The sequence below is a fragment of the Nonomuraea sp. NPDC052265 genome, assembly GCF_044547985.1.
GTDB lineage: Bacteria > Actinomycetota > Actinomycetes > Streptosporangiales > Streptosporangiaceae > Nonomuraea.
The window spans coordinates 48,396-62,062 of the sequence record NZ_JBIUBJ010000001.1; the positions used below are offsets into that span (position 1 = coordinate 48,396).

The following is a 13,667-nucleotide window of genomic DNA, read 5'->3' on the forward strand; positions in this document are numbered from 1 at the left end:
TCCCATCACCAGGGGCGCGCGGATGACAACTCCGCCCGTACGGCAGGGGTCAACACCTGCCCCGTGCGTTCCACCAGAATCGTCATCTGATACGCCACCAGGCCCATGTCGCAGTCGGGCGCGGCCAGCACCGCCAGGCACGAGCCGTCGCTGATCGACATCACCAGCAGCAGCCCGCGTTCCATCTCCACCAGGGTCTGGGTGACGCCGCCGCCCTCGAAGACCCGCGCCGACCCCTGCGTGAGGCTGACCAGCCCGGCCGCGATGGCGGCGAGCTGGTCGGCACGGTCTTTGGGGAAGCCGCGGGAGAAGGCCATCGGCAGTCCGTCGGCGGAGACCACCACGGCGTGGGCCACGCCGGGCACCTCCTCGACGAACGCGCTCACCAGCCAGTTGATGTCCCTGGCCCCCTGGCTCAGCTCCTTCATCAGTCCTCCTCTAGCTCGGCGCGGCCCTTGCGAACGCCCTGCTGGTAGCCGGCCAGCCTGTTACGCAGCCGGTCGGGGGACAGCGGAGGAACCGGCGCGGGCGGCGGCTGTGGGACCGCGGTGCCCGGCACCAGATTCGCTCGCGGCGTGCGCTTGGGCAGGCCGGAGTTCGTGGTGCCGCTCCTGGCCGGCTCGGCGGTCGTGTTCGCCGCCTGCCAGCCCTGGTCGGCGGGCGACGACCAGGCCGGGTCCCGCCGGTCCGCGGTCGGCGCGGCCTTGCTGAACCAGCTGCTCTCCTCGACCGAGGCGAAGATCGGCAGGAACTCGTTCGTGGCCGCCGGCTCGGCGGGCTCGGGACCCGTGGCGAACGACGGGTACGACGACCCCGGCGCGGACGGGTCCGGCTGCGGCACCTCGACCGAGTGCGAGGAGGTCGAGGTGAACCACGACGACGACTCGAACGACGACTCGAACGACGCCCCGGACGGGGACTCCGACGGGGACGCCCCGGAAGGGGACGAGTCGGGCGCGGACGGCATGGGGTCGAGCGACGGGTGCCCGTAGGCGGGCATCGGGGCCGTGGGCGGCGCGTACGGCTCGGCGCTCTGGAAGGGATCGGCCCGTCGCTGGTCCGGGCGTCCCGCGCCGCTCATGGAGGTCTGGACGCCCCCGGCCATCGAGCCGTGCTGAGGCCCGGCCATCGCCCCGTGCAGGGGCCCGGCCGTCGTGCCCGGGACGGCGGTGAGCAGCATCTCCGGGATCAGCACCATCGCGGTCAGGCCGCCGATGTCCTGGCGGCGGAGCTGCACCTTGATGCTGTGCCGCAGCGCGAGCCGCCCGACCACGAACAGGCCCATCCGCCGCGACACGGACACGTCCACGACCGGCGGGTTGGCCAGCCGCCAGTTGGCCTCGGCCAGTTCCTCGGGGGTCATGCCGATGCCGTTGTCGGTCACCGAGACCATCAGCCCGCCGCCGTCGATGCGGCTGCTGGAGATGATCACCTTGGTGTCCCTGGAGGAGAACGAGACCGAGTTCTCGACCAGCTCGGCCAGCAGGTGCACCACGTCGGTGACGGCCTGCCCGGCGATGGCAGCGTCCGACTGCACCTGGACGCTGACCCGGTCGTAGCTCTCGACCTCGCCGAGCGCCGCGCGCACGATGTCCATCAGCTCGACCGGCTCGCTCCACTTGCGCGCGGCCTCCTGGCCGGCCAGGACCAGCAGGTTCTCGCTGTTGCGGCGCATGCGGGTGGCCAGGTGGTCGAGCTTGAACAGGTCGCCCAGGCGGTCGTCGTCCCGCTCGCCGCGCTCCAGGCGCTCGATCAGGGTGAGCTGCCGTTCGACCAGGGTCTGGCTGCGCCGCGACAGGTTGACGAACATGGCGTTGACGTTGGAGCGCAGCCGCGCCTCGTCGCCCGCCAGCCGTACGGCCTCGCGGTGCACCTCGTCGAAGGCGCGGGCGACCTCGCCCACCTCGTCCTTGGAGAAGATGCCGATGGGCGGCACCTCGGCGTTGACCGCGCCGTCGCGCGACTCGCGCAGGTGCTGGACGAAGTCGGGCAGCCGGTGCCCGGCGATCTCCAGCGCCTCGCCGCGCAGCCTGCGCAGCGGCCGGACCAGCGACCTGGCCACGCCGGTGGTGATCAGCAGGACGGCGACGAGCAGCGCGAGCACCGCGCCCGCGATGACCAGCGCCCGCTGCTGCTCCTGGCCGCTGAGCGTACGGCTGCGCGCCACGATCCCGGCGGCATGGCGCTGCTCGACCGTGCGCATGGAGTCCACGACGACGTTGGATGCCTCGAACCACTCCTTCGCGTCGTCGCGCTTGGCCAGGTCCAGCCCGCGCAGCGGCAGCGAGGCCGAGGCCCTGATGAGCACGAGCTCGCGCAGGAACAACATGCGGTCGGCGCTGCGGCCGTTCACGGTCTCGTCGAAGAAGCGGCGCTCGTCGGCGGTGGCCTCGGCGGCGAAGCCCTTGCGCTCGGCGGTCTCGCCGGACAGCTCGCCGAGGAAGCGCTTGAGCTGATCCTGGCCGAAGGCGCCCTCGACGAGGACGGTGGTGAGCAGCGCCTGCTGGTAGGAGACGCTCTCCTTCGCCCTGGCCAGGCCGTCCAGCATGCGGGTCTGGCGGAACAGCTCGTCGTCGGAGCTGCCCTTGATGAGTTCGGTGTGGATGGACAGGAGCTCGCTGATCACCGTCGTGTAGAGGTCGACGGCGGGACCGGGGAGCAGATTGGCCTCCAGCGCCTGCTGGCGCAGCGAGGTCAGGTCGTCCAGGCGGCTGAGCATGTTCTCGATCTGGTCGGCGGTGCGGCCCTCGACGTCGGCGAGGATCTGCTGGGCGGTGCCGCGTACCTCTCTGATGGCGACGTCCACCTGGTCCATCTGGGACTGGACGCCGCCGAGCCCGTTCACGGGCCGGTTCCTGGCGATGTACCAGGCGGTCTTGGCCCGCTCGCCGGCGAGCTGGTGGGTCAGGTCGCCCACCTGCTCCGAGAGCACGGCTAATCGGTTCGTCCGGTCGTAGTCGGCGGCGGCGCCCGTCGAGGACAGCACCTGGACGCCGCCCAGCAGCACGGCGGCGGCCGTCGGCACCAGGATGAGGGCGACCAGGCGCGCACGTACGCGCCAATTGCGCAGGCGCCAGTTGCCTTCGACGGCCCGCCTCTCGCCCAGCTGTGTTGTCACCGAACGCACCTCGCCCGAATCGGCGTATTTGTCAGGGCTGTGCCCCTTGAGAGAAATCAGCAAGTGCGGGTAATTGGAACACATCCTAAGCGGACGTGGCCAGCCGCACATATCGGGACGCAATTCAACTTCTGTGTCCAGTGGGACGAGAAGCTGGAGCCCCATCTCGTCCTCAGTCCGGCGAGAAATACCCCACCATATGTTTATATGTCCACTTATGGGCGATTAGCGCGTTCCAAGCGCATAACACGGGAGGAGCAGCCAGGTCTCTCACGGGTCACAGCGTTGAGATTTGCGTTATTCACCGCATATGTTGAGCCCCGGCAAACGAGGAGGCGAGGGTGCGGGATTCTCCCGACAGCGCGGCTATCAGCGTCGACGGGCTTTGGAAGATCTTCGGATCCAGGGCGCAAAAGGTGCTGGACAGCGAGGACAGACACCTCGACCCCGCCGCGATGCGAGAGAGGACCGGTTGCACCGCCGCCGTCCGCGACGTGAGCTTCGAGGTGCGCCCCGGCGAGGTCTTCGTCGTCATGGGCCTGTCGGGAAGCGGCAAGTCCACCCTCGTACGCTGCCTCACCAGGCTCGTCGAGCCCAGCGCCGGCCAGATCATGATCGACGGCGAGGACGTCGGCCGCGCCTCCCCCGCCCGGCTGCGCGAACTGCGCCGTCACCAGGTGAGCATGGTCTTCCAGCATTTCGGGCTGTTGCCGCACCGTAAGGTCGTTGACAACGTTGCCTACGGTCTGGAGATCCAGGGCACCTCCAAGGCCGCCAGGCACGCGCGGGCCGCCGAGATCCTCTCCCTCGTGGGCCTCGACGGACACGCCGACGCCTACCCCGACCAGCTCTCCGGCGGCATGCAGCAGCGCGTCGGCCTGGCCCGCGCGCTGGCCGTCGATCCCCAGGTGATGCTGTTCGACGAGCCGTTCAGCGCGCTCGACCCGCTGATCCGGCGCGACATGCAGGCCGAGGTGATCCGGCTCCACCGCGAGGTCGGCAAGACGATGGTGTTCATCACCCACGACCTGTCCGAGGCGCTCAAGCTGGGCGAGCGGATCGCCATCATGCGGGACGGCTCGATCGTGCAGCTCGGCACGGCCGAGGAGCTGGTGGGCGCGCCGGCCGACGACTACGTGGCCGACTTCGTCCGCGACGTGCCGCGCAGCCACGTGCTGACGCTGCGCTGGATCCGCCGCGACCCCGAGCCCGGCGAGCCGCTGGACGGCCCGCAGCTCCCCGTCACCACCCTGGTCAAGGACGCCATCGCCGCGGCCTCGGCCTCCTCCCGCCCGATCCGGGTGATGGACGGCGACGAGCTGACCGGCGTCGTGGACCGCGTGGACCTGCTGTCCTTCCTCGCCGGTGAGGACGCGGCGGTAAGGGCAGGCGCGTGAGCACCACCGCGGTCAGCGCCCCCGGCAGGCTCAGGATCCCGAGGTGGGCCGGTGCGGCCGGGGTGGCGGTGCTGTTCGCCGTGGCGTACCTGGTCTTCCGGGGCACCGGCACGCTGCCGCACGACAAGGAGGCGCCGCAGTTCCTGGCGGTCACCGACCTGCGCGAGTGGATCGACGACCACCGGAACGAGAGCCCGCTCTTCCTGTACTTCCTCAACTACATCCGGCTGTTCGTCGACGGCCTCTACACCTTCTTCCAGACCGTCCTCACGGCCCTGAACTGGCCCGGTCTGATCGGCGTCCTGGGCGCGCTGGGCTGGCTGGCGGGCGGCCGGCGCATCGCGCTGCTCGCGACGGCGGGTGTGGGCGCGTTCGGGGTGCTCGGCCTGTGGCAGTCGAGCGTGGACACGCTGGCGCTGGTGGCGGCCTCGGTGCTGCTGTCGCTGGCGGTGGGCGTGCCGCTCGGCGTCTGGGCGGGGCTGTCGCCGCGGGTGCACCGGGTGCTGACGCCGGTGCTCGACGTCATGCAGATCATGCCGACGTTCGCGTACCTGGCGCCGCTCGTGCTGTTCTTCCACATCGGCGCGCCGGCCGGGGCGATCGCGACGATGATCTACTCGATCCCGCCCGCGATCCGCATCACGGCGCTGGCCATCGAGGAGGTCTCCCCCACGGCGGTCGAGGCGTCGGCGTCGCTGGGCGCGACCCGCCGGCAGACGCTGTTCAAGGTGCACCTGCCGCTGGCCCGCTCGACGATGGCGCTGGCGGTGAACCAGACCATCATGATGGCGCTGTCCATGGTCGTGATCGCGAACCTGATCTCGGCCCCCGGCCTGGGCGGCGACATCATCCGCGGCCTGTCGCGGGCCCAGGTCGGCATCATGCTCCCGGCGGGCCTCGCGATCGTGGTCATGGCCGTGGTGCTCGACCGCATGCTCATGTCGGTGGCCCGCCGCCAGGCGCACACGACGGCCGGGCGGCTCGACCTGGCCGTCGCGGCGGCGGTCGCCGTCGTGGGGATCGTGGCCGGTTCCGTCCTGCCGGCGGGGTGGCCGGAGAACCTGACGATCGGCTTCGCCGCGCAGGTGAACGACGCCGTCCGCTGGGCGGAGACGACCTGGTACCCGGTCACGACGTTCGTCAAGGATCTGACCTCGGCCTTCCTGCTCAACCCGCTGGAGGGCCTGCTCACCTCGGCCCCGTGGTGGCTGATCGCCCTCGCGGTGCTGACCCTCGCCTGGCGGGTGAGCGGGGTACGCCCGGCGCTGACCGCGCTCGGCTGCCTGCTGGCGATCGCGCTGCTCGGCGTGTGGGAGCACGCCATGCAGACGATGACCACGGTCGCGGTGGCGGTGCTCGTCACCCTGGTCATCGGCCTGCTGCTGGGCGTGGCCGCGGCCCGCTCGCCGCGCTGGTCGGCGATCCAGCGCCCACTGCTGGACGCCGCCCAGACCATGCCCGCGTTCGTCTACCTGCTGCCGGCGCTGGCCCTGTTCGAGACGACCCGGTTCACCGCGATCTTCGCCTCGGTGATCTACGCGGTGCCGCCCGTGGTGCGCCTGGTCGAGGACGGCATCAGAGGGGTGCCCGCCACGGTCGTCGAGGCGGCCACGTCGGCGGGCTCGACCCCGGGCCAGCTCCTGTGGAAGGTGCAGCTCCCGATGGCGCGGCGGGCCATCCTGCTCGCGGCCAACCAGGGCATCGTGATGACGCTGGCCATGGTCGTCGTCGGCGGCCTGGTCGGGGCGGGCGCGCTCGGCTACGACGTGGTCGTCGGCTTCTCCCAGCGCACGGATTTCGGCATGGGCTTCGTGGCGGGCATCGCGACCGTCCTGCTCGGAGTCATGCTCGACCGCATCACGCAGGGCGCCGACAGGCGCCCTTCCCCCCGAAAGAGGAAGCGCACATGAAGATTCGCCTGCTCGCAGGCCTGCTCGTTCTCGGCCTCACCGCCGTGGGTTGCGGCGGTGGCGCCAAGGTGGAGACCTCCCCCAGCGCCGCCGCCCCGTCGGCCGGCGCCGCCTCCGGCGCGGCGACGGCGGGCACCGTCAAGATCGCGATCAACCCGTGGGTCGGTTACGAGGCCAGCGCGAACGTCGTCGCCTACCTGCTGAAGAACGAGCTCAAGTACAACGTGGAGCTGCCCGAGATCAAGGAGCAGGTCGCCTGGGAGGGCTTCGAGACGGGCGATGTCGACGTCATCATCGAGAACTGGGGTCACCCGGACCTGAAGAAGAAGTTCATCGACAAGAAGAAGGTCGCGCTCACGGCGGGCTCCACCGGCAACAAGGGCGTCATCGGCTGGTACGTGCCCAAGTGGATGGCCGACAAGTACCCGGACATCACCGACTCCAAGAACCTCAACAAGTACGCCGACCTGTTCAAGACGTCGGAGTCCGGCGGCAAGGGCCAGCTCCTCGACGGCGACCCGAGCTACGTCACCAACGACGAGGCCCTGGTCAAGAACCTCAAGCTGAACTACAAGGTGGTGACCGGCGGCAGCGAGGCGGCCCTGCTCAAGGCGGCCGAGCAGGCGCAGGCGCAGAAGAAGGCGCTGCTGTTCTACTTCTGGACGCCCCACTGGCTGTTCGACAAGGTCGAGCTGACCCGGGTGAACCTGCCCCCGTACACCGAGGGCTGTGACGCCGACGCCAAGAAGGTCGCCTGCGACTACGCCGAGCTGGACCTCGACAAGATCGTCAGCAAGAAGTTCGCCGACACCGGCGGCAAGGCGTACGAGCTGGTCAAGAACTTCAGCTGGACCAACGAGGACCAGAACGCGGTCGCCAACGACATGACCAACAACGGCCTGACCGGCGAGCAGGCAGCCAAGAAGTGGGTCGAGGCCAACACCGCCAAGTGGCAGGCCTGGCTCCCCAAGTGACCCCTCTTGACCGCGCCTCCTCCGGCCGCCCGCCGGAGGGGCCGCGGTCGCGGAGACCTCTCATGCGAACCAAGAAGCCGGCCGGGCCGCTGCTCGCGGCCCTGCTCCTGACGTCCTGCTCCGGCGGCGCCCCCGAGACCGCGGCCGCCGCCAAGGGGACGGTCAACATCGACGTGCACGCCTGGGTCGGGTACGAGGCCCAGGCCGCCGTCCTGGCCTACCTGCTCGAACACGAGCTGGGCTACAAGGTCAGCACGCGCAAGATGAACGAGAGCGATTCCTGGCGCGATTTCGAATCCGGCAAGGTCGATGTGATCGTCGAGAACTGGGGACACAACGACCTGAAGAAGGAGTACATCGAGCAGAAGAAGGTGGCGCTGTCGGCCGGCCTCACCGGCAACAAAGGTGTGATCGGTTGGTACGTCCCCGAGTGGATGGCCAAGAAATATCCAGACATAACCGACTATCGGAACCTGAACAAGTACGCCCCCCTCTTTCGGACCTCCAAAACCGGAAATTTGGGTCAGGTACTCGACGGGGACCCGACATTCGTCACCAACGACGAGGTTCTCATCAAGAACCTCGGCCTCGATTACAAGGTCGTCTACTCCGGCAGCGAGGACGCCCTGATCAAGGCCGCGCAGTCCGCGGCGAAGAACCGCACACCCCTGCTCATGTATTTCTACGAGCCGCAATGGCTGTTCACCAGGGTCAAACTGGTCAAGGTCAACCTGCCCGCGTACGCCATCGGGTGCGACGACGTGCCCGCCAAGGTCGCCTGCGACTACCCGCCGTACCTGCTGGACAAGATCGTCAGCAGGCGGTTCGCCGAGCGCGGCGGGAAGGCGTACGAGCTGGTGCGCAACTTCACCTGGACCAACGACAACCAGAACGCCGTGGCCGGGGACATGGTCAACGGCAGGAAGACCGCCGCGCAGGCAGCCCGGCAGTGGGTGGAGGAGAACAAGATCGTGTGGAAGGACTGGATCCCGCGTTGAGCTTCGACTTCGTCATCGTGGGCGGCGGCTCGGCCGGCTGCGCCCTGGCCAACCGGCTGAGCGCCGATCCGTCGGTGTCCGTGCTGGTGCTGGAGGCGGGCCGGCCGGACTACCTCTGGGACGTCTTCATCCACATGCCCGCCGCGCTGATGTTCCCCATCGGCAGCCGGTTCTACGACTGGAAGTACGAGTCCGAGCCCGAGCCGCACATGAACGGCCGGCGCATCTACCACGCCCGCGGCAAGGTCCTGGGCGGCTCCAGCAGCATCAACGGGATGATCTTCCAGCGCGGCAACCCGCTCGACTACGAGCGCTGGGCCGCCGACCCCGGCATGGAGAACTGGGACTACGCCCACTGCCTGCCCTACTTCAAGCGCATGGAGAACTGCCTGGCCGACCCCGGCTCCCCCTTCCGGGGCGGCGACGGCCCGCTGAAGCTGGAGCGCGGCCCGGCCCGCGGCCCGCTGTTCGAGGCGTTCTTCGAGGCCGTCCAGCAGGCCGGCCACCCCCTCACCGACGACGTGAACGGCTATCGCCAGGAGGGGTTCGCCGCCTTCGACCGCAACGTCCACCGGGGCCGCCGGCTCAGCGCGGCCCGCGCCTACCTGCATCCGGTGCGCCGCCGTCCCAACCTCACGGTCAGGACGCGGGCGCACGTGGAGAAGGTGCTCTTCGAGGGGACGCGGGCGGTGGGCGTCCAGTGCGGCGGCGAGCGCATCGAGGCGCGCGAGGTCGTGCTGTGCGGCGGCGCGATCAACACCCCCCAGCTCCTCCAGCTCTCCGGGGTCGGCCCGAAGGCGGTCCTGGAGTCCGCGGGCGTCAAGGTGGTGCACGACCTGCCCGGCGTGGGCGAGAACCTCCAGGACCACCTGGAGGTCTACGTCCAGCACGCCTGCCTCCAGCCGGTCTCGCAGCAGCCGTCGCTGGCCATGTGGCGGCGGCCGTTCATCGGCGCCGACTGGCTGTTCCTGCGGCGCGGCCCCGGAGCCACGAACCACTTCGAGGCGGGCGGGTTCGTCCGCTCGAACGACGACGTGGCGTACCCGAACCTGATGTTCCACTTCCTGCCGATCGCCGTGCGCTACGACGGCTCGGCCCCGGCCGGGGGCCACGGCTACCAGGTGCACATCGGCCCGATGTACTCCGACGCCCGCGGCTCGGTGCGCATCCGGTCGGCCGACCCCCGCGACAAGCCCGCGCTCCGCTTCAACTACCTCTCGACCGAGCAGGACCGCCGCGAGTGGGTGGAGGCCGTCAGGCACGCCCGCGCCATCCTGTCCCAGCCCGCCTGGGCCGGCCTGGACGGCGGCGAGATCTCCCCCGGTCCGGACGTCCGGACCGACGAGGAGGTCCTGGCCTGGGTCGCCAAGGACGGCGAGACGGCCCTGCACCCGTCGTGCACCTGCAAGATGGGCGTGGACGACCTGGCCGTCCTGGACCCCGCCACCATGCGCGTGCACGGCCTCGACGCCCTGCGCGTCGTGGACGCCTCCGCCATGCCGTACGTCACCAACGGCAACATCTACGCCCCGGTCATGATGCTCGCCGAGAAGTCCGCCGACCTGATCCTCGGCAACACCCCCCTGCCCCCCGACCCCGCGGACTTCCACCGCCGCGCCTGAGCCGTCCTCACCGGTCCAGGCGCTGGTACAGGCGTACGGACAGGACGAAGAAGACGACGGTGATCGCCACCGGCCACAGCACGGCCATCGGCACGGCGTGCCGGGCCACCCACGAGTCGCCGCCCCAGCCGGGGTTGCCGAACAGCTCCCTGGCGGCGGCAACCGTGGAGGAGAGCGGGTTCCACTCCGAGATCGCGCCCAGCCAGCCGGGCATGGTGGCGGGCGCGACGAAGGCGTTGGACAGGAAGCCGATCGGGAACTCCAGCGTCTGGATCGCGACCACCGCGCCCGGCTCCCGGGTGAGCAGGCCCAGGTACATGCCCGCCCACAGCAGGGAGAAGCGCAGGAGCAGCAGCAGGCCGACCGCGCCGAGCGCGCCCCCGGCACTCGCGGGCCGCCAGCCCACCGCCAGGCCGCAGAGCAGCAGCCCGCCCAGGATCAGCACCGAGTTGAGCAGGTCGGCGACGGCCCGCCCGATCAGCACGGCCGAGGGGGCCATGGGCATCGACCGGAAGCGGTCGGTGACGCCCTTGGAGACGTCCGAGGACACCGCCATCATGGTGGAGCTCAGGCCGAAGAGCATCGTCATGCCGTACATGCCGGGCATGAGGAAGGCGAAGTAGTCCGCGCCCGCGGGCACCTCGACCGCGCCGCCGAACAGGTAGCCGAAGGCCAGGGTGATCACCACGGGGAAGAGCACCCCGAAGACCACCGTCATGGGCTGGTTGGCCCAGTGGATCAGGTCGCGGCGGGCGACGGTCCAGCCGTCGGCCAGCGCCCATCTGAGTGCGGTCATCGATCGCCTCCCGCGGTCGTCAGGTTCAGGAAGACCTCGTCGAGGGTCGGACGGCGCAGCGCGACGTCCTCGGCCTCGATGCCGGCCGCCGCCAGCGCGGGCAGGACCCGCGTGAGCGCGCCCACGCGGTCGGCCACCGGGGCGCTGACGTGCCGGGTGTCCCGGTCGATCTCGGCGGCGCCCGAGGCCGTCGCCGAGAGGATCGCCGCCGCCTCGTCGAGCCGCCCCGGGTCGTTGACCACCACGTCGAGCCGGTCGCCGCCGAGCTTGGACTTCAGCTCCTCCGGCGTGCCCTCGGCCACCACCCGGCCGGAGTCGATCACCGCGACGCGGTCGGCGAGCTGGTCGGCCTCCTCCAGGTACTGGGTGGTCAGCAGCACGGTCGTGCCGCCCGCCACAAGGTCGCGCACCGCGCTCCAGATCCCGGCGCGGCTGCGCGGGTCGAGGCCCGTGGTGGGCTCGTCGAGGAAGAGCACGGGCGGCGCCAGGATCATGCTCGCGGCCAGGTCGAGGCGGCGGCGCAGACCGCCGGACAGCTCCTTGGCCGGGCCGTCGTGCTCCGCCAGGCCGAAGCGCTCCAGCAGCTCGGCGGCCCGGGCGCGGGCGGCGGGCGCGCTCAGGTGGTAGAGGCGGCCGAACAGCTCCAGGTTCTGCCTGCCCGTCAGGATCTCGTCCACGGCCGTCTGCTGGCCGACCAGGCCGATGGCGGCGCGGACCCGGCGGGGCCGGGCCATCACGTCGAACCCGGCCACCTCCGCCCGGCCGCCGGACGGGCGCAGGAGCGTGGTGAGAATGCGGACGGCGGTGGTCTTCCCCGCGCCGTTGGGCCCGAGCAGGCCGAAGACCGTGCCTGCGGACACGTCGAGATCGATGCCGTCCAGCGCCGTCTTCGAGCCGTACGTCTTGCGCAGGCCCTGGGCGAGCACTGCGGACATGGCCACCTCCTCATCGAATCGTACGGCGTACCGTACAACATACGATCAAAGTCGGCAACCGTACGGTGTACCGTACGAGGGTGACTGTTGAGTACCCCGGCAAGGGCGACCCGGCGCGCAGCCTGGCGCTGCTGTGGCGGACGAGCGAGCGGGCCAGCCGCAAGGGCAGGCCGGAGCTGAGCGTCGAGCGCATCGTCCGCGCAGCCATCGACGTGGCCGACGCCGAGGGGCTGGCGGCGCTGTCCATGCGCCGGGTGGCCGAGAAGCTGGGCGTGGGCACGATGTCGCTCTACACGTACGTGCCGGGCAAGCCCGAGCTGCTCGACGTCATGCTCGACACCGTCTACGGCGAGACCGCCCGCCCCGAGGACGTGCCCGGCGGCTGGCGGGCCCGGCTGGAGCTGATCGCCCGCGAGAACTTCGCCCTCTACCTGCGCCACCCGTGGCTGCTCCAGGTGGCCGCGAGCCGCCCGGTCCTCGGCCCGAACGTCACCGCCAAGTACGACTACGAGCTGCGCGCCGTCGACGGCATCGGCCTGACCGACCTGGAGATGGACTCGGTGATCACACTGGTCACCGGCTTCGTGCACGGCACGGCCAGGGGCGCGGTGGAGGCCGCCCAGGCCGAGAGCCGGACCGGCATGACGGACCTGCAGTGGTGGGCCGCGCACGCGCCCTTCCTCAGCCGGATCTCCGACCCCGCCATGTTCCCGACGGCCTCGCGCGTCGGCCAGGCGGCCGGGGAGGCGCTCCAGGCCGCCTACAGCCCCGAGCACGCCTTCGAGTTCGGCCTCCAGCGCGTGCTCGACGGCGTGCAGGTGCTGGTCAACAGCCGGTCATCGGCCTGACAACGCCTGCTCGCTGGCCGGCAGGGTGCGCACGAACGTCCGCCGCTCCTGCGGCGTCAGCGGATCGAGGGCGGCCCGCCAGGCCGTGGCGCGTAGCCGAGCCGTTCGGTGATCGCGTCCCGTGGGCGGTCCGCGGCTAGCGGACGGGGGCCGCGCGCAGCCGTACGACGTGCTCGACGAGCGAGATCAGCGTCGACTTGACCGAGTCCCGGTTGCGCGCGTCGGTGCGCACGATCGGCACGTGCGAGCCCAGGGCCAGCGCCTCGCGCACCTCGTCGTCGGTGTGCAGGAACTGACCGTCCCAGCCGTTGATGCCCACCACGAACGGCAGCTTGGCCTCTTCGAAATAGTCGATGGCCGGGAAGCTGTCGGCCAGGCGGCGGGTGTCGAGCAGCACCACCGCGCCGATCGCGCCGCGGACCAGGTCGTCCCACATGAACCAGAACCGGTGCTGTCCGGGCGTGCCGAACAGGTACAGGATCAGGTCGCGGTCGAGCGAGAGGCGGCCGAAGTCCATGGCGACGGTCGTGGTCTGCTTGTTCGGCGTCAACCCGAGGTCGTCGATGCCCGCGGACGCGTCGGTCATCACCGCTTCCGTGGTGAGCGGGAGGATCTCGGACACCGCCCCCACGAACGTCGTCTTGCCGACGCCGAACCCACCAGCGACGACGATCTTCGTCGAAGTGAGCCCGGGGCTAGAGCCTGCGAAGTCCACTGAGCACCCTTTCGAGCATGTTGAGGTCTGGCTGTCCCTGGCTGAGGCGTGGCTGGTGCAGGCGGACGAGACCTTCGTCTGACATGTCCGCCACAAGCACCCTCGCCACGCCCAGCGGGACGCGGAGCAGGGCCGAGATCTCGGCGACCGACCGGAACGTCCTGCAGAGCTGCATGATGGCCTCCTGCTCGGGGGTGAGCATGGCCATCTCGTCGTCCGGGATCGACATCGACGAGATCAGCGTCTCCATCGCGAGGTGATAGCGCGGCTCGGAACGGCCGCCGGTCACCGCGTAGGGACGGAACAGGGGCTCGTCGTCCCCGATCCCGTCACTGCCGTACACGGCCCTCTCCC

12 protein-coding genes are annotated in these 13,667 nt (G+C 70.4%); 6 read left to right on the forward strand and 6 right to left on the reverse strand.

Going from position 1 to position 13,667, the window contains the following annotated elements; all coding sequences use genetic code 11:
- Positions 1 to 5 precede the first annotated feature (5 nt).
- Positions 6 to 428 carry a roadblock/LC7 domain-containing protein gene (locus ACIHAD_RS00245; protein ID WP_352321436.1) on the reverse strand — a complete coding sequence of 141 codons (423 nt, stop codon included), beginning with the start codon at positions 426 to 428 and terminating at the stop codon, positions 6 to 8.
- Positions 428 to 3,118, reverse strand: coding sequence for a nitrate- and nitrite sensing domain-containing protein (locus ACIHAD_RS00250; RefSeq protein ID WP_397352103.1), 2,691 nt, complete (start codon positions 3,116 to 3,118; stop codon positions 428 to 430). Before ACIHAD_RS00250 ends, ACIHAD_RS00245 begins: the two co-directional genes overlap by 1 nt.
- Positions 3,119 to 3,534: 416 nt before the next feature.
- Between ACIHAD_RS00250 and ACIHAD_RS00255 the strand changes: the two genes are divergently transcribed.
- The 5 genes from ACIHAD_RS00255 (at position 3,535) to betA (ending at position 10,019) form a co-directional block, all read left to right on the forward strand.
- Positions 3,535 to 4,515 (forward strand): glycine betaine/L-proline ABC transporter ATP-binding protein, encoded by a 981-nt coding sequence (locus ACIHAD_RS00255; RefSeq protein ID WP_397352104.1) that lies wholly within the window; start codon positions 3,535 to 3,537, stop codon positions 4,513 to 4,515.
- On the forward strand, positions 4,512 to 6,425 hold the full coding sequence (locus tag ACIHAD_RS00260; RefSeq protein WP_397352105.1) for an ABC transporter permease: 1,914 nt from the start codon (positions 4,512 to 4,514) through the stop codon (positions 6,423 to 6,425). The genes ACIHAD_RS00255 and ACIHAD_RS00260 overlap by 4 nt, the downstream gene beginning before the upstream one ends.
- A complete protein-coding gene (locus tag ACIHAD_RS00265; protein ID WP_397352106.1) occupies positions 6,422 to 7,399 on the forward strand; it encodes an ABC transporter substrate-binding protein in 978 nt (325 codons plus the stop codon). Before ACIHAD_RS00260 ends, ACIHAD_RS00265 begins: the two co-directional genes overlap by 4 nt.
- Before the next feature lie 62 nt (positions 7,400 to 7,461).
- Positions 7,462 to 8,397, forward strand: coding sequence for an ABC transporter substrate-binding protein (locus ACIHAD_RS00270; RefSeq protein WP_397352108.1), 936 nt, complete (start codon positions 7,462 to 7,464; stop codon positions 8,395 to 8,397).
- Positions 8,373 to 10,019, forward strand: coding sequence for a choline dehydrogenase (betA, locus tag ACIHAD_RS00275; protein WP_397352109.1), 1,647 nt, complete (start codon positions 8,373 to 8,375; stop codon positions 10,017 to 10,019). The genes ACIHAD_RS00270 and betA overlap by 25 nt, the downstream gene beginning before the upstream one ends.
- 7 nt (positions 10,020 to 10,026) lie before the next feature.
- Here betA and ACIHAD_RS00280 read toward each other — a convergent pair whose 3' ends face one another.
- Both ACIHAD_RS00280 and ACIHAD_RS00285 read right to left on the reverse strand, forming a co-directional pair.
- Positions 10,027 to 10,815 carry an ABC transporter permease gene (locus ACIHAD_RS00280; protein WP_397352110.1) on the reverse strand — a complete coding sequence of 263 codons (789 nt, stop codon included), beginning with the start codon at positions 10,813 to 10,815 and terminating at the stop codon, positions 10,027 to 10,029.
- Positions 10,812 to 11,750, reverse strand: a complete 939-nt coding sequence (locus ACIHAD_RS00285; RefSeq protein ID WP_397352111.1) for an ATP-binding cassette domain-containing protein — start codon at positions 11,748 to 11,750, stop codon at positions 10,812 to 10,814. Before ACIHAD_RS00285 ends, ACIHAD_RS00280 begins: the two co-directional genes overlap by 4 nt.
- Before the next feature lie 80 nt (positions 11,751 to 11,830).
- Here ACIHAD_RS00285 and ACIHAD_RS00290 point away from each other — a divergent pair, with 80 nt between their 5' ends.
- Complete coding sequence (locus ACIHAD_RS00290) at positions 11,831 to 12,598, forward strand: TetR/AcrR family transcriptional regulator (protein ID WP_397352112.1); 768 nt, start codon at positions 11,831 to 11,833, stop codon at positions 12,596 to 12,598.
- 136 nt (positions 12,599 to 12,734) lie between these two features.
- Here ACIHAD_RS00290 and ACIHAD_RS00295 read toward each other — a convergent pair whose 3' ends face one another.
- Positions 12,735 to 13,313: a GTP-binding protein gene (locus tag ACIHAD_RS00295; RefSeq protein ID WP_397352113.1), complete on the reverse strand. Its 579-nt coding sequence runs from the start codon at positions 13,311 to 13,313 to the stop codon at positions 12,735 to 12,737.
- Positions 13,294 to 13,656 (reverse strand): DUF742 domain-containing protein, encoded by a 363-nt coding sequence (locus tag ACIHAD_RS00300; RefSeq protein WP_397352114.1) that lies wholly within the window; start codon positions 13,654 to 13,656, stop codon positions 13,294 to 13,296. The genes ACIHAD_RS00295 and ACIHAD_RS00300 overlap by 20 nt, the downstream gene beginning before the upstream one ends.
- Between the last annotated feature and the right edge of the window lie 11 nt (positions 13,657 to 13,667).

Excerpts from the sequence above, each read along its gene's own strand:
- ACIHAD_RS00245 (WP_352321436.1), bottom strand. The coding sequence starts at position 428 with ATGAAGGAGCTGAGCCAGGGGGCCAGGGACATCAACTGGCTGGTGAGC.
- ACIHAD_RS00265 (WP_397352106.1), top strand. The coding sequence starts at position 6,422 with ATGAAGATTCGCCTGCTCGCAGGCCTGCTCGTTCTCGGCCTCACCGCC.
- ACIHAD_RS00270 (WP_397352108.1), top strand. The coding sequence starts at position 7,462 with ATGCGAACCAAGAAGCCGGCCGGGCCGCTGCTCGCGGCCCTGCTCCTG.
- ACIHAD_RS00280 (WP_397352110.1), bottom strand. The coding sequence starts at position 10,815 with ATGACCGCACTCAGATGGGCGCTGGCCGACGGCTGGACCGTCGCCCGC.
- ACIHAD_RS00285 (WP_397352111.1), bottom strand. The coding sequence starts at position 11,750 with ATGTCCGCAGTGCTCGCCCAGGGCCTGCGCAAGACGTACGGCTCGAAG.